Here is a 20,129-nt window from a genome sequence, read left to right as displayed (position 1 = left end):
CAGGGCGCAGTGGCCGAACCAACGCCTTGCCCGGCGGCTCATCGAAGTCCATCCAGGAAATCGGCTCCGGTGGCCTGTACGTCGCGATCGTGGACGCCCCGATTCCGGGCAGCGGTTACACCGTCCGCTGGGAAGCCACCGAGAGCTTGCCGACCCAGGACGTCGGCAAGCTCGTCGATGGCAGCGGGCTTGGTGGGGTCGAAGTCCGCTTCTTCCTCGTGCAGCAGCACGTCACCTCCTCCAAGGCCTACGACTGGGATCACCTGGCGCTGCTCTGGCAGGAGTACCTCGCCTACGAGGGCTGGATTCCGTGGCGACTTCATCCGCCGCGCAAGAGGTTGCAGTGGGAGAAGGATGGCGTGGCTCGGCTCAAGGAACTCGGCGCTCCGGTGTTCCTCGGCTATGGCTACGGCGAGGGGCAGGCCAAGCTCAGCGGTGAGGTCGAGTTCGGCGCGCGCTTCGTGCTGCCGCCTTCAACCGAACTCAAGGAGGCCGCCGAGGTGCTCAGTAGGGTGGCCGTGATCGGGTCCCGGATGGCACAGCACGCGACGCAGCCGCAAGCCAAGGAGGCTGTGATCGCGCTGATCGACGGAGAATCTCATGGCAGCGGCGATGCAGGGGTGGACGGATAGATGACGGGCGACTTCGGACCGGACCGCTTGCGGCAGCTCTTCGGTGACCCGAACGAGGACGGGGTCTACCTCGTCGGCGTGGTGGAGTTCTCCGACGATGCGAGCGAGGACCAGTGGTCGTACGTCGGGAACACTCAGATGGGGACCCTGGAGTCAGTTGTCAGCAGACTCGGCTACGAGCGGCGTGACATCAGGGTCGCGGAGCCTTACCGAGAGCCCGGCCGGGGGGTGCTGCCGGACGGCACAGAGCTGGCGGTCACGTCGACCACCGTGCGAGGGAGCGCATCCTGGCATCGGATCAGCAGGGAGCCAACGCCGGAGGAACGCCTCCGGTGGGCAGGGCATCCGGTTCCACCGCCGCTTCCGCCCGAGCCGGTGCCGGTCGGTCCCAACATGGAGACGGCGAGGCCTCGGATCGAGGAGCACCAGGGAGAGGTCTTCTACACGAAGACCGGCAAGCCCTTCACCTACCGGACCGACCGCTACACGCTGGTCATCGTCGAGAGCCGGCGCAACGTGCAGTGGCACGAGATCAGGTCAGCACTGGAGGAATGGCCGATCGGGGGGCCGTCGGAGATTCCACGATGCCCCGAACGTTCTGGGCGGTACGTCTACGGGATCGTGTCCGACGAGCGGATCCGGCGAGGGGACTGGTGACAACCTTGGCCCTGAGGCTCTGTGGCGCCTGATGCGACGCTCGCCGAACCTGCCGACTTGTCGGACGCCAAAGCTACGGTGGCGGGTGAGGTTCGGTTCCACTACCGCGACTTCCTCGTCGACCGAGCGCCGAGGAAGCCCCGAGCACTGACGAGGACGCATGGCCGAGGACCCGGAGTACGACCTGTTCAACGCACTTATTCGCATCCCCAAGGGCGAGAGTCTCGCCGACTCGCGGGAGAACGAAGGCTGGAAGCGTGGGTTCACTCCCAAGACGAGTGACAAGGGACCGAAGCACGTCGAGATTCTCCTGAAGACCGAAGCCAAGCCCAAGATCGTCTACGTCACCAAGTACGTGAAGGAGCAAGGTCCTCAGCTCACCCCCGCCCAACAGATCGTGGCTGACATCGCGGGCCAGATCACCGAAGGTCTCGTAGAAGCCACGAAGTCTGTGGTTGTCCACTTGTGGCACACCCAGGCCGTGCCGGCCCTCGCTGCCAAACGCGAAGCCTTCGTGCTGAAGCAGCAGGCCCGCAGAGCCCAGAAGAAGGCCTTGCGGGCTGGGGTCACGACGACACCTCCTGTTGCTGTCCCGGGGGTCGAGGCTGACGCGCCTTCCCAAGATGCGGCCACCGCGCCCAGCGACCCGAAGGTCACTGTGACAAGCGAGCAGTTCCAGCAGATGTTCATGACTTGGCTCGCTCGTGAGGACGCCCAACAGGCGCTCTGGAGCCTCATCGTGAATGCCGAGGTCGAGGATGGCGGTGCTGCCACCCTGGCATGGCAGCAGGAACTGAAAGAGCTTTCGCCTGAACAGCGAACCGAGCGGGCCATGGAATTCCTCGCTGCCAACCCCTCGATCCTGGAGGACTTCGCTCGTCAGCTCATGGGCAGCATGGCCCTCGGGCTCGGCGAATAGATCACGCCCCGCCACAGACCTTGAGCGCACGGTCCATGGCCGGGCTTGGACTGCCCGGCGAAACAGCCGCTGGCGCAGGTCGTAGCGCGATCCGATGTCCTCCCACGGCCCCTGCTCGGAGCCGGGGGAACCGACACTCGTCGGCCGGCTCGTACGACCCCTCTACACGCGACTGGACCTCCTCACCGACACCCTCCCAGCCGCACCTAGCCCTTCAAGGGCAGCAGCCCAGGACCCCAGGGCCTACACACACTCCAGTTCACCGCTGCCGCCTCTGACACAGGGTGTTGCCTTCTCGCCGCAGATCCCAACCACTCGGCAGCACCACGAACTCGTCGCCACCATCGCGGACCGGTAAACGGAAGGCCCAATGTCGGACCCGCTCCGTACCCTTGGCTGAGGTACCTGAGACAGGAGGCCAACGTGGCCCGCATCAACCAGCGCGCGATCGACAAGCACCTCAAGGACATCGTCAAGGGCTATGAGCGGGCAGCCAAGCGGAACCCCATCCGGGTACCGATTCAGACCGAGGCGACTGGAACAGGAGGCACCATGCCTGGCCGCGACACCGCCGAAGGCGACCCGACCTTGGCACGGCTCCTGGTGTGGCTCGACGAGCAAGCCCAGCAGAACCCCTCTCACTACATCGACCTGACCCGGTTCGTCGAAGAACAGCAGCTGCCGGACGAGGACCCGGCCGTGCTCGCGTTCGAGCTGGAGCAGCGGGATCTGGTCACCGTCGTGCGCGGCATGGGCGAGCTTCCCCAAGTCCACCTCGCGGACGCTGGCCGCGCCGCGATCCACCGGCTGAAGAAGCTACGCCTGGACCGCGCCGCCCGCCTCCGCTACACCATGGACGCCTTCCACCGGTGGCTATTCGACACCGCCGGCGACCAGAAGCCCATTAACCCGGTGCTGTTCCTCGCCACGCCCGCCGCCTACTTCGCCGGATCCGAGATCACCGGCACCGAGCTGTTCGAGGCACTCGCCCACCTGGCACAGCACCAGTTGATCGAGCACATCGACACCGAGCCCCCCACCGTCGCCATCACACCCCAGGGCGTCAGCTGCGCCCTGACTGGAGGAAGCGTGCAGGATCACGTCAGCCAGCCCCGCCCCGGCACCACGTACAACAACTACATGCCGAACGCCAAGGGCGTCATCATCGGCGAGCAGCAGCACTTCGCCCAGAACGTCACCGAAGGCATCGACCCGACGCTGTTCGTCCAGCTTGCCGGGTACATCGGCCAGGTCAGTCCCATCCTGGGCATGCCCGATGAGGACCGCGTAGAACTGGAGCGCGTCGCCGAAGACCTCCACGCCGAGGCGACCTCGGGGAACCCTGAGCCGGGCCGCCTGCGCCAATTCGCCACCCAGCTCAGAGACAAGCTGCTGGAGGGCGCCTCGACCATGGCGGCAACGCAGGGCATCCAGATGGCTGAGCAGGCCCTCGGCGGGCTCATGCAGTAGCTCGTCCAGCAACACTACGGGCCCCGGGGTACCAGCCCCCGGGGCCGCTTGATCTTCAGCGGCTGGTATGCGCCGGGTCGGCGGCCTGAGCTTCGGCGAATGTGCCGTAGTCGGTCGATCGGCCGAGCAGGGTGAAGTCCATATCGCCGGCAGTAAACCGGCTAGTGAAGTAGTGCCCGGTCGCGGCCTTGGGTTGGAGGCCGGTGACCGCGATCCGGCAGGCCCCTTCGTGCCGCGGGCTTCGAGGCTGGTGTTCCACGCGGGGCGTGTTGTCGTACAGGAACCCGATCTCGGCGGTTCCCGAGTTCTCGGGGGCGCCGATGGTGGCGTTGCTCGACCGCGAGGTGCTCTCCTTCGTGCGGAGCGTGGCGTGCAGGCTCCAAAAGGTCTGCTCGATGGTCATGTACGTGGTGATCGGGCCCCGGTTCCCTCCCTCCGGTATGTGGCTCTCCGGGCTCGGGACAAGCACGACCCGCCAAGTGCCCGTGACCCAGGCACGGCCGGTGAAGCGGTGGACCACGGGCCAGCGCCAGGCCCACTTGTCGAAGACGACGGTGCCGTAGCCCACGAGGGCCGGGATGTACGCGAAGAGGTACCGGAACTCGGACGGGTACAGGCCCAGGACGAGCAGGACGACGGTGTAGAGGGTGGCGGCGATGGTGGCGCCGGTGCGGATGGTGGTCGCGGTGTTCATCGTCAGCCTTCGTAGTTGAGGTAGTGCCACGCGCCCTCGACCAGCTCGCGGGCGTCCTTCTCCGTCCACTTCTGACCCTCGCCGAACACCTTCTTGATCCCGTTCGGCTCCACCATGCGCTGGGAGCTGAACCAGGCCCCCGTGAGCTGCCGGTAGACCTCCCGCAGACTCTCGCGGACCACAGCGTCCAGGCTGCCGTCGAGACCCAAGACGTCGTCCGGGACGTTGTAGATCAGGCACTCGGAGAAGTACGACGGCAGGGCCGTGATCACGCCGTCGGAGGCGAGGACGTTTTCCACGTTCTTCAGCACCCGCACCACGAACTTGTACCGGTACTTGGTGGCGTTGTTTTTCGCCTTGCCGTTGGCCAGCTGGAGCTCGGGCCAGTTGATGACTCGCTTCCCGTTGCGCCCGTAGACGACGCTGCCCACGTACTCGCCGCCGGGCACCGTGCTGTCGTAGGCCACCCACTTGAAGCACGGCACCACGTCGATGCTGGGACGGCTGCCCACAACCTCCGGAACGTACAAGGCGAGGTTATGGTCCGTGTCCACCGAGCCGAACTGGTTAGTGAGCGCGTCCTCGACCTCCCGGCGGAGCTTCTGCCGGGTCCACGGCCCCGCGTAACTGGCCTGCTGCCCAAACCACCAAGCCGCCAGTCCCTCCGTATGGAAGGGGTCGTTCAGTTTCACCATGATGTCGACATCGCTGTCACCGCGAACGTTGGTGTTGTTGGGGTACGAGCCCTTCGACGCCACCGTGATGTCGAGCCCCTGGAACGGCTCGTGTCGGAGCACCGCCTGTTTCACCATGCGCTCGGCGCGCTCCAGCCGGAGCTGTTCGGAAGCACCCGGGGGGTTCTTCCATTTGTTGATCAAAGCGATCCGCTGTTCATACGTCAGCTGTCGTGCCATGAACGCCTCCAGGCTCCGGCGCGCCTGCGCCGGCCAACAGCGTACGAGCGGGCACCGACAGCGGCACACCTATGAATCCACATGGCCGCCCAAGTCAGAGGCGACCAGGGCGGGGCTTGCCACCACGGCGTAGACAGGGGGAGCGGCTCGGCATCCCAGGGCGCAGTGCCCCGACCAGGGTCAGCGAAAGGCCCCGGGCCGCCCAGCGCGCCCGGGGTTCCGCCTGCCAACGTCGCAGCGTCACCAGTCATCGGCGTTGACCACCCACGCGGCCGGCCCTCGCTATAGCGGCCCCAGTGCGGTTCCTCCATCAAGGTCGCGTGATCGTCGGACAGGACGCAGATCCGCCCCCAGCGGCCGGTGCTTGCCGGGACAGATCCCGGTGAGCCGGGCCGCGTCGCCGTCGCGCACGGCCTGGTCGTGGCGGTCCTGGAACGGCTGGAGCTGGGCGCACAGCTCCATGCCGAGCTCAGTCTCCGCCGCCTCGCCCCTCGCCCTCGCCTCCTGCCCCCGGGATCGGACAGCACGAACGAGACGACGTCCTGCGCCTCCGCGCGGTCACCAGTCACGGTCCTGCTGCTCTCCTTCGGAAGGGGCACCAGCGGGTCCGCCGCGGCGGACTGGTCCTCAGCCATGAGCCGGTAGTGGAGGATCTCCCCACCGATCAAAAGGACTTGCCCTGCGGCTCCGTCACGAGGCGCTCCCAGCCGACAGCTGAAGTGGTGGAGCTCTGCCAGCGTGCGACGGCGCCCCAGGGCAACAGCAGCCTCGCCGAGCTCCTCCAGCCCCGCTGCGCCTCTTGCCCCGCCCCGCCGCCACTCCCCTGAGTAGCCGGTCGTGAGCGACGGAGGACGGCCCCCGAACCTGCGGTGCCCTCTTGGCGAGACAGTCCCGCTGGGGGAAATCTGGGGGGAATGAGGCCTCGTTGGGGGGCGGGTGGGGGGAACCGGCTGCACAAACGCGGAGCAGGGTGAAAGACTCTGAAAGGTCGATTGCTGCAGGTCAGACCGCCCGCACTACCGATTCCCGCAGGTCAGACGTGTGAGGGTGACGACTTCAAGAAGATTTCCTCATGGGCTGCCATTTTGTTTGCTCCCACACTCGTGGGAACCATCTATGGCATGAACTTTGAGTCCATGCCTGAGTTGGGCTGGACCTTCGGATACCCCCTTGCGATCTGCCTCATGGGGGTGGTTTGCGTCGGTTTGTACGTGATTTTCAAGCGACGGGACTGGCTCTAAGCCCCTCACGTGACGCTCAGTAATCCTTCGTACTTCACTTTCGCATCACTCACAGATCGGCCCAGAAGCGGCCGTGGGGGGTTTCTGGGGGGAATAGATGCGGGTGATCTCGTCTACCTGCCTCCAGCAAGGCCCTGACCAGGATTTTTGCCCTCCTGTAGGCGTTGGGGAGAATCCGGGGAGAATCGACTGGCGATCCACGTCCTGTATCCGCGGCTTCGCCTCTTCGTACTCAACATCTCGCGGCGCCCTTGCTGCACGCGCAACTGATCACAGAAAGTGACATCGGCACGGAGCCACACCTGGCTCACTTTGGGCGCAGGCCCGCGCATCACGGCCCGCATCGCTTCTGCGGCCGCCATAATGGAGGCATGTCCTCCAGCCCACAGCATCCTGCACCCGCGCCGAGGGAGCTCTCCGGCGCGGAAGCCGAGGACCTCGCGTTGTACCAGGAGAAGTTCCGGCGCCGTCTGCCGGAATCGCTGGACGAGCTGCACGGGCCGGCGCACGGTGTCGTAGAGCTGCCGCTGCACCTGGCCTGGTCCGGGATGACCTCGTACGACCTGGGCAAACCTCGCCAGCGCGTGGGCCTGTACCGCACCGTCCTGCACGAGGGCCTGCACGACGACCTGCCCCTCTACCTCAATCAGGATCTACTCCTCCAGCTGTGGCCCGTGCTGCGCACGCTCGTCGGTCGCACCGTGCGCACTGTGTGGGAGGACGCCTTTCCCCAGCTCGCCTCCCGCACCCGGGCAGCCGCGTGACAGACATGCCGGAGCTGCACACGCGGCTCCTGGCGGATGTGATCGCCCTCGGCTCGCCGTATCCCTTGGTCCTCACCGGCGGGTATGCCGTGAGGGCGCACCGCCTCGTGAACCGTCCCAGCCAGGACCTCGATGTCGCCACCGAGAACCCGGCGCCCATGGCTGACATCGCGGCCGCAGTCTGTCGCGGCCTCGAGGTCCGGGGCTGGAAAGTGCAGGCGCTGGAAACTGCCCCGCTGTCCGCTCGCTTCACCGTGACCGACCCGGTCACCGGGCAGGACTGTGAAGTCGACATCCTGAAGGAAATCTTCTGGCGGCCCGTCTCCCAGAGCCCGTACGGGCCCGTCCTCGCGGAGGAGGACGTGATCGGGACCAAGGTTCGCGCCCTCGCCGACCGCGGAGCGCCCCGCGACCTGATCGACGTGTTCGCTGCCTCCCGCCGCTGGACGAACTCTGAACTCGAGGAGTTCGGCCGCCGCCACGCCCGTGGCCGCTTCGAGGGCGAGGACTTGCAGGCGAACCTCACGGGCGCCGAGTGGACTGACGACGAAGCCTTCGGGGCCTACGGCCTGGATGAGACCACCATCGCCGCTCTTCGTACCTGGGCCGTGGAGTGGGCCGATGACCTCGCGGCCCGACTCCTCGAAGAGTCCGGTGATCCGGACATCGACTGATCGAATCCGGACGAGACCGCATCTGCCTGCCGACAAGACCTACCAGCCCCAAGAACTTCAGACACCGGACGGGCTACGAAACCCGGCATCGCGCCGCGTCCGCGCATGTCGAGGGCTGCGACAGCCGTGGCCGGTAGGGCCATGCGCTCCCGAGCGCTTGTGCCGCCCTGCGAAAGGTCGCGAGGGCAGAGGATGTCCGCATCGGGCGGCGTCGGGACCGTGTGTTCCCAGAAGGACGGTGGCCGCCGCAACCGGGTTTGAGCTCGGCACACCGGCAGCGCCATGATGGGGCCGTTCGAGTGGCACCGGTGCGGTAGGAGCGGCAGATGCGGCGAGACGGGAAGACGGCCCCGTCCGATCTCCAGCTGAAGATCGTGCTGCACGGCACAAGACCGCCCCTGTGGCGGCGCCTCGTGCTGCCGTCCGATGCTTCGCTCGGGACGCTGCACGACGCCATCCAGGTCGCCTTCGGATGGCAGGGTGGCCATCTGCATCTCTTCACCGACGAGTTCGGCCGGGGGTACGGCGAGGCGGCCCGACTCACCGGCATCGATCTCGGCTTCGGCCACGAGGTCGGCGACGAGGACGCCACCGCGCTCGGCGACGTGCTGGCCGAGGAGAAGGCACGGCTGCGCTACGTCTACGACTTCGGCGACGACTGGGAGCACGGGATCACGCTGGAGAAGACACTGCCGCGCCCGGTCGGCGCGGAGCGGGCGGTGCGCTGCGTCGGCGGGCGTCGCGCCGACGTACCGGCCGAGGACATCGGCGGCGTGTGGGGGCTGGCCGAGGTGCTGGAGTTCCTCGACGCCCCGGGCGGGGCCGGGGATGGCCCGCACGGTGAGCTTGTCGCCGAGCTGCGGGCGGCCGGATACGATCCGGCGGCCTTCGACCGGGACGGGATCACCGCGCGGCTGGCCCGGCTGACGCCGGACACGGTGTCCGGCAAAGCGAAGCCGCCGACCGGTGATGGGGCCGGGCGCGGCGGTGTCCGTCCGCTGACCGCCGAGGACGTGGCGTTGTGTACCTGCGGGCAGTGCGGGGTGGGCGGTCCAGTCGATGCCGGAGTCGACGGACCGGCTGAGGATGTGCCTGTGCTGCGCCCGGTGACTCTGGCTCCGCGGGAGGACCTTTTCGCTGCCGTGCGGGGTGTTCCGCTCTTCGACGCTGCGCTGCGGCTCGCCGCCTGGTGCCGCGAGGGACGGCAGGTCACCGCCGGCCGGGTGCTTCGGCCCGCGCTCGCCCGTGCGGCCGTCGAGGAGCTCCAGCTGTGGAAGCTGGCCGGCGACGACTCGCCGTATGCCGATGCCGTCGCGCGGGCTCGTGCGTTGAAGTCGCTGCGCAGCGCCAAGGACGTGGCCGTTCTCGATGATCCGTGGTGGCTCGCCGTGGACGGCGGGTTGATCACGGTCAGCGGGGGCCGCGCGTGGGGTGGCGCGGCAACCGACTTCACCGGTGAGGGCCTCCTGGAGTTCTGGGCCGCCACGATGGGCGATCTGCTGGAGGAGATCGGTGAGACGGGGGTGCTGGACGGGTGGCACGGTGAGCTGGGCGAGCTGACGGCCGAGATCGCCGACGGACTGGTCGGCCTGCTGTACGACGCCCCGGACGACGCCTGGGTGGATGTCGACGGCCTGCGTGCGAAGGCCCGCGAGGTGGGCGAGAACGGGCCGGAGTTCGATCTCTTCCAGGCGCTGTTCGCGGCGTCCTTCCAGGGACTCGGCGAAGGGCTCGCCCTGCTGGGCGCGGTGGAGTACGAGCCCGGTGACGGCGTCGATTCGGCCGAGGAGAATCTGCGCACACTCCAGAACGCCCTGGTCGGACAGGAGCTGGGCGGCGGTTCGGGAACCTCGACGGCGGCGTCGGACCGGTCGTGGGACGACCAGCGCGGGCACCGCATGCGGCTCACCCCACTCGGCCGCTACGGGCTCCGCGCGTACCTGATGGAGTGCGGTGTGCCCGCGCCGCTGCTCGGTGAGTACGCCGAAGCGGACGCCGACGCTCTGCTCCAGGGGCTCCTGGGCTACTCCCCCGAGGAGATGCGCCGGGAGGTCGAAGGGTGGCTGGCACACCGTTCGGCGACGGATGCCGCGGTAGGGCTGCTCGACGCATGCGTGGGAGACGGCTGCGAGGCAGCGGCGAAGCGCGCCGTGGCCCAACTGGTGCTGGCCGACCTCGACGACCCCCGGGCACTGCGCGTGCTGCGCAAGGCAGCGGACTCCGACGCCGAGGGGTGCCGCCAGGTGGCCACCGCGACCCTGGGCGCACGCCTCGGGGCAGAAGCAGACGTGGACCCGGCGCGGGCGGAGCAGTCGGAACTGTGGCTGCTCATCGACGGACTGTCGATCCTCGCCGGTGCTCAGGAGAGGCAGGAGCTGACCCGGGGCTTCCTGGAGAACTGGAACACGGCGCCGGAGTCGCTCGAACAGCGGGTGGACGAGCTGTGGCGAGTGGAGCACCCAGCCACCGCCCAGGTGCTCGCCGAACTGGGCGAGGGCTTGCGCGGCGTCGACAAGCGGCTGGCCAAGCGCATGCGTACCGCGGCGAACAAGGCCCACTCCCGCCGGTGACGGCGGGGTCGGACCCTGCTGGTGGACGAAGACGCGGTGAAGACCGCCTGGACGACGGTGAGGCGAAAAGCGAGTGGCACGAGTCCTAGTACGGGAGCAGGGCACAGGCACGCGTAGCCTGCCGCCATTGGCCACACCGGAGTCGGCTGCCTGGGCCCGGAGCCTGCTCGACGACGGCTGGGCGGCGGTCTTCCTGCCCGGCGAGCCGTCCCGCCTCGGCCGGTTGCTGCTCTGGCAGCCCGCCGGGGCAGCCGCCGCCAAGGGCACGGCACCCGCGGGCATCGAGACCGAGGCGGCGGAGCTCGTCTTGCCGCACGGCCGCTCGGTCAGACGGCGCAAGGCGGAGGGTTACGCGCTGCCCGTCGCCCTCGCTGTCGCCGCGCTGTCTGGGGCACAGCCACCGCACCCGTCCGCCGCCGCCTGGCAGACCGCCGCCCGATTCGCGCTCCGGCTGCTCGCCGACGGCCGTCTTCACCCGGCCCTCACCCCCGCCGGCTACGACACCTGGCAGGCGGGCCCCCTCAACGCGGCCCAGCGTCGGACGCTGGACGCCCTCGCCGCCGCCTTCCCGCCCCACGGCCACTGCCTGCCGGAGCCAGGTCCTGCCCCGCTGCGGATCGCCGAACCGGCCGCGCTGGTGCGCCGGTTCTGCGACGCGGTCGCCGACGCCCTGGTCCGCACCCCCGCCGCTCCGCTCGCCATGGGAGCCCTGCCGTACGCCTGGCGCGAGACGCGTGCCGTGCCCACCCTGCACGAGTGGGCCGAGGAGGCCGCTGCCGCGTTCACCGCCGACGTCCGAGTCTCGCTGCGGGTCGACGTACCCGAGGGACGCCGCCGGCACTTCCGGGCCGTCCTCCAGCTGCACACCGCTGCGGATCCGGCGCTCGTCGTGGAGGCCGCACAGCTGTGGAGCGAGCCGGCCGAGACCGAGCGCCTGCTCGGCCCGCGCGCCGAAACCGAGACGCTGCTCGCACTGCGCCGCGGCGCCCGCGTCTGGCCACCGCTCGACCGGCTGCTGAAGGACGCTGCTCCGGACCGGCTGCGGCTGACCGACGACGAAGCCTTCGACCTGCTGGGCGACGCCACCGACACCCTGCGCGCCGCCGGTGTCGACGTGCACTGGCCGCGCGAGCTCGTCAAGGCATTCACCGCGACCGCGGAGATCGGGCAACGCACCGCGCCCGGCTCCAGCGCGGGCGGCATGCTCGACGCCGGCACCCTGCTCGACTTCCGCTGGCAGCTCTCGCTCGGCGGAGACCCGCTCACCGAGGCCGAGATGGACGCCCTCGCGGAGACGCGCCGCCCCCTCGTCCGGCTGCGCGACCAGTGGGTGGTCGCCGACCCGAAGCTGGTGGCCCGCGCCAAGCGCCGCCGGATGGAACCGCTCACTCCCATGGAGGCGCTGGGCGCTGCGCTGACCGGCGAAGCGGAGCGGGACGGGGAGACCTTTCGCTGCACGGCGGTCGGTGCGCTCGGCGACCTCGTCGCCCGTATCCGCGACCCCGAATCCCGCGCCCCCGCCCCACAGCCCACCGCACTGAATGCCACGCTGCGCGACTACCAGAAACGGGGCCTCGCCTGGCTGGCCGAGATGTGCGAGCTCGGTCTCGGCGGCTGTCTCGCCGACGACATGGGCCTGGGCAAGACCATCACCCTGCTCGCTCTGCACCTGCACCGCCAGACCGACCCCGCCACTGCGGGCCCCACACTCGTCGTCTGCCCCGCCTCGCTGCTCGGCAACTGGCAGCGCGAGGCAGCCAGGTTCGCGCCTTCCACCCCCGTGCGCCGCTACCACGGCGGCGACCGCCACCTGAAGGACCTCGCCGACGACGAGATCGTCCTGGTCACCTACGGAGTCCTGCGCCGCGACCGGGAGACCCTCGCCGAGAACGCCTGGTCGCTGATCGCCGCGGACGAGGCCCAGCACGTCAAGAACCCGTACGCCGTCACCGCCCGCGAGCTGCGCGCCGTGCCCACCCGCGCCCGCGTCGCCCTCACCGGCACCCCCGTGGAGAACAACCTCTCCGAACTGTGGGCGCTCCTCGACTGGACCACCCCCGGACTCCTCGGACCACTCGCCGTGTTCCGCGACCGCCACGCCCGCGCGATCGAGTCGGGCGAGGACCCGCGGGCCGCTGAGCGTTTGTCTCGTCTCGTGCGGCCCTTCCTGCTGCGCCGCAGGAAGTCCGACCCGGGCATCGCGCCCGAACTGCCCGCCAAGACCGAGACCGACCGCGTCGTGCCGCTGACGGCCGAACAGGCAAGCCTGTACGAGGCTGTGGTCCGCGAAACCATGGCGAAGATCGCCGAAGCCGAGGGCATCGCCCGCCGCGGCCTGATCCTGAAGCTCCTCACCGCGCTGAAGCAGATCTGCAACCACCCCGCGCAGTACCTGCGCCAGTCCACACCGCTGCACGGCCGCTCCGGCAAACTGGCGTTGCTCGACGAACTGGTCGATACCATCACCGCCGAACGCGAGTCGGTGTTGGTCTTCACCCAGTACAGGCAGATGGCGAACCTGCTGGAGAAGCACCTCGCGGAACGAGGCGTCCCCACCCTCCTCCTGCACGGCGGCACCCCCGTCAACGCGCGCGAGGAGATGGTGGACCGCTTCCAGCGCGGCGAGGTGCCGGTATTCCTGCTCTCCCTGAAGGCCGCGGGCACCGGCCTGAACCTCACCCGTGCCACCCATGTCGTGCACTACGACCGCTGGTGGAACCCGGCGGTCGAGGACCAGGCCACCGACCGCGCCTACCGCATCGGCCAGGACAAGCCCGTACAGGTCCACAAACTCCTCGCGGAGGGGACCGTGGAGGACAAGGTGTCGAAGCTTCTCGAATCCAAGCGCGCGCTCGCCGACGCCGTGGTCGGCTCCGGTGAGGCCGCTCTGACCGAACTGTCCGACGCCGATCTCGCCGAACTCGTCGCCCTGGGGAGGCAGGAATGAGCCCTTCGATCCCCGGCCCGCGCCGCACGCCCGCCCGCGGCAGGCGTGCCTTCGCCGAGACCTGGTGGGGCCAGGCATGGGTGACGGCCCTGGAGGACTCCACCATGGACTCGGGGCGCCTGTCCCGCGGACGCACCTACGCCCGCCAGGGCATGGTGGGCCCGACCACCATCGCCCCCGGCCAGGTCAAAGCCGCCGTCCAGGGCAGCAGGCCCCGCCCCTACCGCTCCACCGTCCACCTGCCCGTCCTCACCGACGCCCAGTGGGACACCCTCCTCGACACCATCGCAGCCCGGGCCGGGCATCTCGCCGCACTCCTCGACGGCGAGATGCCCGCCGAACTCGTCGACGACGCCCGCCACGCCGGTGTCCCCCTGCTCCCGCAGCCCACCGAACTCGACCCCGAATGCTCCTGCCCCGACTGGGGCTACCCCTGCAAACACGCCGCCGCACTCTGCTACGCCACCGCCTCCACCATCGACGCCGACCCCTTCGTGGTGTTCGCCCTGCGCGGCCGCGGACGGGAGGAGGTCCTCGCCCAGCTGCGCGCCCGCCGTACGGCCGCCCAAGCGACCTCCACCCCACCGGCGCCGACCGGCCTCCCGGCCGTCGGCGCCTACGCGGCCTGGGCCGCCCTGGCCGAACACACTCCACCCCTTCCAGATCTCCCCGAACCGGCCCCCCACACCGCCGCACTGCCCGCCGCCCCGCCACCCGGCACCGGTCTGTCCACCACGGACCTCGAACGCCTCATGACGGACACCGCCGCACGCGCTGCCCGGCTGCTCACGGGCGACACCACCAGCCTGCACCTGACCCAGCGCGAGGACGCGGCACGGATCGCCGCGAGCAACTGCGGACCCGAGTGGTTCCACCACCTCATCCAGAACACCGGTGCCAGACCGACCGCGTTCGCCCGCCTCACCCGCGCCTGGCGGTATGGCGGCCCAACCGGCATCACCGTCGCCGAACAGCCCTACACCCCCGACCCGACGGCGATGACAGCCGCCCGCAGCGCCCTGACCGGGGCCCTCACCGAAATGACCACCGCCCCGGCCGCCCTCAGGGCCTGGCGCAACCGCCTCACTCTCACCGACCACGGCATCCAGCTGCGCCTGGGCCCTGACGCCCGCTGGTACCCCTACCTCCAGGATGACGACGGCGACTGGTGGCCGGCAGGACCGGCCGACAGCGACCCCGTCACGGCGCTCACCTCCGTCTGGCAGGAGGCCGAGAGGTGACACGTACGACAGCCCGTGAATCGCCTCCTCGGCCCACACGCCGCCGCCTCGACTGTGCGAAGCGGCTCAGCAAGCCCCAGGAGGGCCGTCTCACCAGCGGAAGCACCGTCGAGAACCCGCTGCGGCTGGGGAGAATCTGGGGAGAATGAAGCAGCGCTGGGGAGCGGCTGGGGAGAATCGACCGCACAATTCGGCCTCACCATGAAAGCGTCGGAACATGCAACGCCGCAGGTCAGCACGCCTCACACAGCGATCTGCGCAGGTCAACGCGTTGAGGACGACATCTTCAAGAAGATCTCCGCCTGGGCGGCCATCCTCTTCGCCCCCACCCTGGTCGGCACCATCTACGGCATGAACTTCGAAGACATGCCGGAACTGCACTGGGCGGCGCGCTACCCCTTCGCGATCCTGCTGATGGCGGTGGTCTGCGTGAGCTTGTACGTCATCTTCAAGAAGCGCGACTGGCTGTAACGATCCATGGCGCGAGCTTGATCGACTTAGCGCAAGCGAACCATGGATCACGCCCCCAGAGGCCCCGTGGGGAGAATCTGGGGAGAATGCGCGGCAGAGGGTCGACCACGCTCAGCGCCGCTGCCTCAACGGGGGCGGCGCCCGGCGCAGTCGCCGCTGACCGCGCTCCGCGGGAACTGGCCATTCGACACACCCTGCATTTCCGCAGCGTGACACACGGCCGGGAAGCCTCGACGCAGGCCAGCGGGCCGTGCAGTCGGCCAGGCACTCCCGAAGACATGGCCGACTCGCACCCTTGCCGTTCACACGGTCATGACGGTGCATCAAGTTCTGTCAGTGGCCACCGCTACAACCGATCTGTAGGTCAGCACAGCGCAGACCGATGGGGAGGGAATCAGCATGCCGAAGGCTCCGGACGGATACGTGAGCGTGCGCAGCTACATCCGCCGCAAGCCAGGCCCCAGGAAGGCCAAAGGCCTGAGCGTCTGGGCCATCGCCGGCCTGTGCGCGGTGGTCTGGCTCTGGGGCCAGGTCTTCGGATTCGGCGACAGCTCCGCCGAGCAGCAGCCCGCGCCGAAGCCCGGTGTCTCCGCGCCAGCGGGCGGGCAGTGACGGCCCGGCGGCGGCGAAGCATCCGGTGGCGACCGCGCAGTACTGCAGACGTCCTGGGTGCGGCAACCGTTGCCCTCGCGCTCGCGGTCGCCCTGGCACAGGCCGCATCGCGCCTCCTTGCGAAGGCCGCCGAGAACTGGCCGCTGCTGATCGTGATCGGTCTGGCCCTCGCCACCTGCTTGGCCTGCCTCCGGATACGGCGCTCCCACCGAAACCGCGCGGACAGCGAGAGGCTGGCTCGCCTGCGCATCACCTTGGCCGAGTTGGACGCAATGGATGACCAGCAGTTCGAGTACGCGCTACGCGATCTCCTCGTCCGCGACGGCTGGGTCGCCACGAAGGTGGGCCGAGGCGGAGACCAGGCCGCGGACGTGATCGGCGACCTGGTCCCCCTCGGACGGATAGTGGTGCAGGCGAAGCACACCCGCGTCGGCGGCAAGGTCGGCTCGTCGGTGATGTACGAGGTGAACGGCACCGCGGGGCCCGCGCACAGGGCGGACCACGCGGTCGTCGTCACCAACGGCTCCTTCACCCGCGACGCCATGGCCTGGGGTGACCGCCACGGAGTCCACTGGATCGACCGCGACCGACTCGGCCAATGGGCCCACAAGGGCAGGGCCCTGCACGAACTGCTCGGACTGCCATCCCGGCGCTCCCGCCTGCCCTGGCGCCGAGCGGCATGAGACGCAGAGCCTGATCCACCAACGAGAAAGGGTGGCACGGCATGAGCTGTGCCACCCGTTCTCAGGCAAGCGCAAGATCGTCTGGAACGTACTGAGGGGCCACACCGAGCAGCGCATCGACTGCCGCGCGGCCCTTGCCGCCGGCCTCGGGTTCGGGCCCCCAGGGCAGCTCGACCTCGACGGCCGGGTGTTACAGGAAGTGTGCAGTCAGTTCAGCAGCCACCGACGGCGGCATGTCGACGACCCGGGTCTTCTCACCCTTGGGGAGAGCGAAGTACAGGCGGCCGTAAAGGAGCTGGACCTGGCGGCCGACCCGGATGAGGCCGCGCTCGAAGTCGACGTCCGCCGGCGACAGCCCGAAGACCTCCCCCTGGCGCAGCCCACACCCGAGGGCGACGACGACGATCCGGTACCGCTGGCTGATGACGTCCCGCACCCGCTGCGCCGTCTCCAGCAGCCACGCCTCCCGCTGGTCCTCGGGAGCCTTGGGCCAGCGCACCGACTTGGCACGCATCGGGTTGCGAACCAGCCGCTTGTCGTCGATCGCCGTCTCGAAGACGTTCGAGAGGGTGGTGAGGATCTGCCGGGCGTAGCGCGGTGCGCACTCGCCTTCGAGCGTGGCAATGTAGCCGCGCAGGACGGCGGCGGAGACGTCCCGCAGCGCCACCTCGCCGATGTGCGGAAGGACGTGGAGGCGCACGCGCTCATCCACTCGCTTGACCGTGCAACAAGCGCCGCCAGTGCCCCAACGTGTGCAGCGTCCGTATGAGCGACGCCGAGCACAAGTTCGTCGCGACCGCCGCCAAGGCCGTCGGCGTCACCCTCGCCGGCTTCTTCGCCCGCGCCGCCCTCGGCGCGGCCCACAACCCGCACACCAGCGCCGCGGCCATCGCCGGGCGTCGCGAGACCGTCGCCGAGCTGTTCGCTGCCCGCAGGCACCTCGGACCGATCGGCAACAACCTCAACCAGCTGACCCGCGCCATCAACTCCGGCGCCCAGCCAACCGACACCCGACTCGACGCCGTACTCGAATCAGTACGCCTGGCCTCCGCCCGGGTCCAAGGCGCCACCGACCAACTCCTCAGAGACGGCTAGGACTCACCACCATGGCCCCCAAAATCCACAAGCGGGAGACGCGCCCGGGATCCCTATCCCGGGTCGCAGGTCCCGCTCGTAGGCAAACTGCCGCTACCCGAGGGTGCGGAGCATGGTGGTGTACACCGGGGCGTCGGGGAACGGCTGCTGGTCACCGATGTGCTGGTACCCCCACCCCTCGTAGAGGGCTTTCACCTTCGGGTGGCCGGGCTCGACGAGCAGCGTGACGCGTTCCTCGGTGCGGCCGGCCAGCAGTTCCTCGTGGATGCGGTGCGCCAGGCCCGTGCCCCTCCAGGGAGCACGGGCCATGATCTCGAAGAGGGCGAGGGTGCGGGTGCCGTCCTCGGTCGTGTCCGCCTCGGGAAGCGGCTGGAGCATGTGGGCCCACCAGCCGGTGTTCTGGGGCAGGGCCGCGGCGTAGGCGTAGCTGGCGGCCTCGCCACCGTCGTAGGCGACCACGGCCTCCCAGGACGGGCGGGAGGAGTGGCCGGTGAGACGACCCTCGAAGCGGTCGACGGAGAAGAACGGGTCCTCGCCGATCTCCTTCTCGTACACCTCGGCGTACACGCCGACCAGGGTGGGACGGATGGTGGGCAGCTGGTCGGCGCCATAGCGGTGAAGGGTGATCTCCGGGGCGGGCATGGTGCTCCTTGTCGCGTGCGGGTTCAGGCAGTACGGGTGCGGTCGTTCCACTGGCGGGTGACGACGGCCCTGGGGGCCGCCTGGTTGAGGGCGGAGGTGAAGCTGCCGAGCAGATGGGGAACCCGGCCGGCGTCGGCACCGTTCGGGGCGATGACACGGGTGGCGGTGGCCACGGCCTGCTCGACATCGCCCTGTGCGACCTGCGCGAGGGCCGCCTGCGACAAGTAGTAGGCGCGGTTGCGGTGCTGGTCGACACGGAGGTCGGCGATGCACCGGTGGGCATGGAACTCGGCCTTCTCCGCTTCGCCGAGCCGGTAGTGGGTGATGCCGGTCAGGCCGTGAAGTTCGCCCCGGGTGTAGAAGGCGACGGAGGACGGACGGGCCTCGGCGGGATCGGCTCGGTCGTAGGCGCCGTGGGCCCGGTCCAGGGCTCGGAGGGCCCTGGTCTTGTCGCCGAGGCTGGCGGCGGTCAGGGCGATGCGGGAGTGGGTCAGCGAGGCATAGAAGGGGTCGGTGCGGTGCGCCCGGGTGCCGGTGCAGGCTTCGGCGGCGGCGAGGGCGTCGGCGTACCGGCCGCGCTGTCCGGAGAGCATGGCGGCGTACCGCCAGGTCTGGTGCTGGACCTGGCCGTCTCCGGAAAGCCCTGCGAGGGTGACGGACTGTTCCAGGTAGCGCTGGGCCTCCCCCAGCCGGCGGGCGTCGATGGCAGAGAACATGGCGAAGGCCGTGAAGGACGCGGCGACGGCGTAGAGGCGGGAGCGGACGCGTTGGCTGGCGGAACCGTGCTGCTGGAGGCGAAGCGTGCGGGCGGCGAGGTCGGCGGCGCGCTTCTCCAGAACGGGGCCGCCACCGTTCTGGTCGTCTAGGAGCCACAGTTCGGCCAGCAGGACACGCAGGCGGTCGACGTCGGAGTGCCCGACGATGGGTCGAGGGGCTGCGGTCGCCGTGCCGGTGGACACGGCCACGGCGGCGCCGGTGGCTACGGAAATGAAGCTTCGACGGCCAAGCACAGGGTCCTCCAGTCGTGCTGAGGGCGTTGTGGGGCGGGGGCGGGCGCGGGGCACGAACCCCAGGTCGGTCGAGGGAAGCCCGGAGACGACCTCCAGGGCCTGCCACTGGCGGTCCTGGGGCGAGCGGTTCTCTCCCGACAGCCACCGGTAGACCGTCCGTTCGGTGACGGCGCCGCGGTGGCCGGTGAGGTCTGCCATGGCGTCGTTGACCTGCTCGGCAAGAGCGCCCGCACTGAGCCCGTGTTCCTTCATCCAGGTCTCTAATTCCGCGTTCCGCTTCCGCACCATGCAGTCACGGTAGGGGTGGGGCCGACGTCCGAGGTAGCGGAGGTCGGGACTTTTCGTCAGTGGTCACGCGAGTAGGCACGAGTCGATTCGTCATGTCCAACGCGGCTCGGACGCCGGTTACTTGTCCGCACAGCCGAACTGGCAGCAGCCGGATGGGAGCGGAATCGTGACCGTACTCGCGCACGAAGTGGCAGCAGTACCGAGCGAGGCAGCCACGGTCACCTCCGCCGGCCAGGAGACCGCGATCGCCTCTGCGACTGCCGCCGTCGCCGGGGACGTCGAGGCCGCCCTCGCCCTCGCCGACCACCAACCGGCCGGGGAGGTAGCCGTTCGGCTGCGGGAGCGGCTGCGCGGGCACGTCCGCACCCTCGCGGTACCCGCCGAACGGTACGCGGACCTGCTGCCGGAGAGCCGGGGGAAGGACATCGCGTCCAGCACCGTGCGGTTCGCCCGCAAGGTCGCCCGGGACTGCGGGAGCGATCCGGCGATAGCGCTGCGACTGCTGGCCAAGTCGGTGGCTCATCTCGCCCGTAACACGGATCTCCTGCGGCGTACCTGAACCGCTTCCGGTGCCGGCCTGCCAGGAGGCGCCGGCACCGGAAGCC

The 20,129-nt window shown here is 69.5% G+C and carries 18 protein-coding genes and 2 pseudogenes; 15 read left to right on the top strand and 5 right to left on the bottom strand.

Going from position 1 to position 20,129, the window contains the following annotated elements:
• Positions 1-89 precede the first annotated feature (89 nt).
• The 4 genes from OHA65_RS30265 (at position 90) to OHA65_RS30250 (ending at position 3,678) form a co-directional block, all read left to right on the top strand.
• Positions 90-632, top strand: a complete 543-nt coding sequence (locus OHA65_RS30265) for a hypothetical protein (RefSeq protein ID WP_405757506.1) — start codon at positions 90-92, stop codon at positions 630-632.
• A complete protein-coding gene (locus OHA65_RS30260) occupies positions 633-1,289 on the top strand; it encodes a hypothetical protein (RefSeq protein ID WP_052874281.1) in 657 nt (218 codons plus the stop codon). It abuts the gene before it with no gap.
• A gap of 160 nt (positions 1,290-1,449) precedes the next feature.
• On the top strand, positions 1,450-2,208 hold the full coding sequence (locus tag OHA65_RS30255; protein WP_392897896.1) for a hypothetical protein: 759 nt from the start codon (positions 1,450-1,452) through the stop codon (positions 2,206-2,208).
• Positions 2,209-2,631: 423 nt separating this feature from the next.
• The gene (locus OHA65_RS30250) at positions 2,632-3,678 is read left to right on the top strand and encodes a hypothetical protein (RefSeq protein ID WP_052874282.1); all 1,047 of its coding nucleotides are present in this window, start codon (positions 2,632-2,634) and stop codon (positions 3,676-3,678) included.
• Between the two features lie 55 nt (positions 3,679-3,733).
• On the opposite strand, the gene OHA65_RS30245 is transcribed toward OHA65_RS30250, so the two are convergent.
• Both OHA65_RS30245 and OHA65_RS30240 read right to left on the bottom strand, forming a co-directional pair.
• Positions 3,734-4,372, bottom strand: coding sequence for a hypothetical protein (locus OHA65_RS30245; RefSeq protein ID WP_052874283.1), 639 nt, complete (start codon positions 4,370-4,372; stop codon positions 3,734-3,736).
• Positions 4,373-4,374: 2 nt separating this feature from the next.
• Positions 4,375-5,286, bottom strand: coding sequence for a nucleotidyltransferase (locus OHA65_RS30240; RefSeq protein ID WP_052874284.1), 912 nt, complete (start codon positions 5,284-5,286; stop codon positions 4,375-4,377).
• Between the two features lie 1,055 nt (positions 5,287-6,341).
• Here OHA65_RS30240 and OHA65_RS30235 point away from each other — a divergent pair.
• The 9 genes and pseudogenes from OHA65_RS30235 to OHA65_RS30195 all read left to right on the top strand — a co-directional run.
• Positions 6,342-6,527, top strand: a pseudogene (locus OHA65_RS30235) (CorA family divalent cation transporter); the annotation flags it as partial.
• Between the two features lie 371 nt (positions 6,528-6,898).
• The gene (locus OHA65_RS30230; protein ID WP_266662337.1) at positions 6,899-7,291 is read left to right on the top strand and encodes a hypothetical protein; all 393 of its coding nucleotides are present in this window, start codon (positions 6,899-6,901) and stop codon (positions 7,289-7,291) included.
• 5 nt (positions 7,292-7,296) lie between these two features.
• Positions 7,297-7,965 (top strand): nucleotidyl transferase AbiEii/AbiGii toxin family protein, encoded by a 669-nt coding sequence (locus OHA65_RS30225; RefSeq protein ID WP_328764215.1) that lies wholly within the window; start codon positions 7,297-7,299, stop codon positions 7,963-7,965.
• A 326-nt stretch (positions 7,966-8,291) separates the two neighbouring features.
• Positions 8,292-10,535, top strand: a complete 2,244-nt coding sequence (locus OHA65_RS30220) for a plasmid pRiA4b ORF-3 family protein (protein WP_329315036.1) — start codon at positions 8,292-8,294, stop codon at positions 10,533-10,535.
• Positions 10,536-10,662: 127 nt separating this feature from the next.
• Positions 10,663-13,482, top strand: a complete 2,820-nt coding sequence (locus tag OHA65_RS30215) for a DEAD/DEAH box helicase (RefSeq protein ID WP_405762791.1) — start codon at positions 10,663-10,665, stop codon at positions 13,480-13,482.
• Positions 13,479-14,723 carry an SWIM zinc finger family protein gene (locus OHA65_RS30210; protein WP_405762789.1) on the top strand — a complete coding sequence of 415 codons (1,245 nt, stop codon included), beginning with the start codon at positions 13,479-13,481 and terminating at the stop codon, positions 14,721-14,723. The genes OHA65_RS30215 and OHA65_RS30210 overlap by 4 nt, the downstream gene beginning before the upstream one ends.
• Before the next feature lie 285 nt (positions 14,724-15,008).
• A pseudogene (locus OHA65_RS30205) lies at positions 15,009-15,194 on the top strand (CorA family divalent cation transporter); the annotation flags it as partial.
• Between the two features lie 399 nt (positions 15,195-15,593).
• A complete protein-coding gene (locus OHA65_RS30200) occupies positions 15,594-15,806 on the top strand; it encodes a hypothetical protein (protein WP_376105226.1) in 213 nt (70 codons plus the stop codon).
• Positions 15,807-15,859: 53 nt separating this feature from the next.
• The gene (locus OHA65_RS30195; protein WP_405763457.1) at positions 15,860-16,489 is read left to right on the top strand and encodes a restriction endonuclease; all 630 of its coding nucleotides are present in this window, start codon (positions 15,860-15,862) and stop codon (positions 16,487-16,489) included.
• A gap of 190 nt (positions 16,490-16,679) precedes the next feature.
• Here OHA65_RS30195 and xerC read toward each other — a convergent pair whose 3' ends face one another.
• Positions 16,680-17,201 carry a tyrosine recombinase XerC gene (gene xerC, locus OHA65_RS30190; RefSeq protein WP_405762787.1) on the bottom strand — a complete coding sequence of 174 codons (522 nt, stop codon included), beginning with the start codon at positions 17,199-17,201 and terminating at the stop codon, positions 16,680-16,682.
• A 38-nt stretch (positions 17,202-17,239) separates the two neighbouring features.
• Here xerC and OHA65_RS30185 point away from each other — a divergent pair, with 38 nt between their 5' ends.
• Complete coding sequence (locus tag OHA65_RS30185) at positions 17,240-17,584, top strand: plasmid mobilization protein (protein ID WP_405762786.1); 345 nt, start codon at positions 17,240-17,242, stop codon at positions 17,582-17,584.
• 93 nt (positions 17,585-17,677) lie between these two features.
• Here OHA65_RS30185 and OHA65_RS30180 read toward each other — a convergent pair whose 3' ends face one another.
• Together OHA65_RS30180 and OHA65_RS30175 are read right to left on the bottom strand one after the other, a co-directional pair.
• A complete protein-coding gene (locus tag OHA65_RS30180) occupies positions 17,678-18,226 on the bottom strand; it encodes an N-acetyltransferase (RefSeq protein WP_405762784.1) in 549 nt (182 codons plus the stop codon).
• Between the two features lie 23 nt (positions 18,227-18,249).
• Positions 18,250-19,524, bottom strand: coding sequence for a Tat pathway signal protein (locus OHA65_RS30175; RefSeq protein WP_405762782.1), 1,275 nt, complete (start codon positions 19,522-19,524; stop codon positions 18,250-18,252).
• Positions 19,525-19,690: 166 nt separating this feature from the next.
• Between OHA65_RS30175 and OHA65_RS30170 the strand changes: the two genes are divergently transcribed.
• Positions 19,691-20,083 (top strand): hypothetical protein, encoded by a 393-nt coding sequence (locus OHA65_RS30170; protein WP_405762781.1) that lies wholly within the window; start codon positions 19,691-19,693, stop codon positions 20,081-20,083.
• Positions 20,084-20,129 lie beyond the last annotated feature (46 nt).

It is taken from the genome of Streptomyces sp. NBC_00045, from assembly GCF_045041095.1.
Classification (GTDB): domain Bacteria; phylum Actinomycetota; class Actinomycetes; order Streptomycetales; family Streptomycetaceae; genus Streptomyces.
Note: the sequence above shows the minus strand (reverse complement) of the source record. Positions and strands in the feature narration are given on the sequence as shown.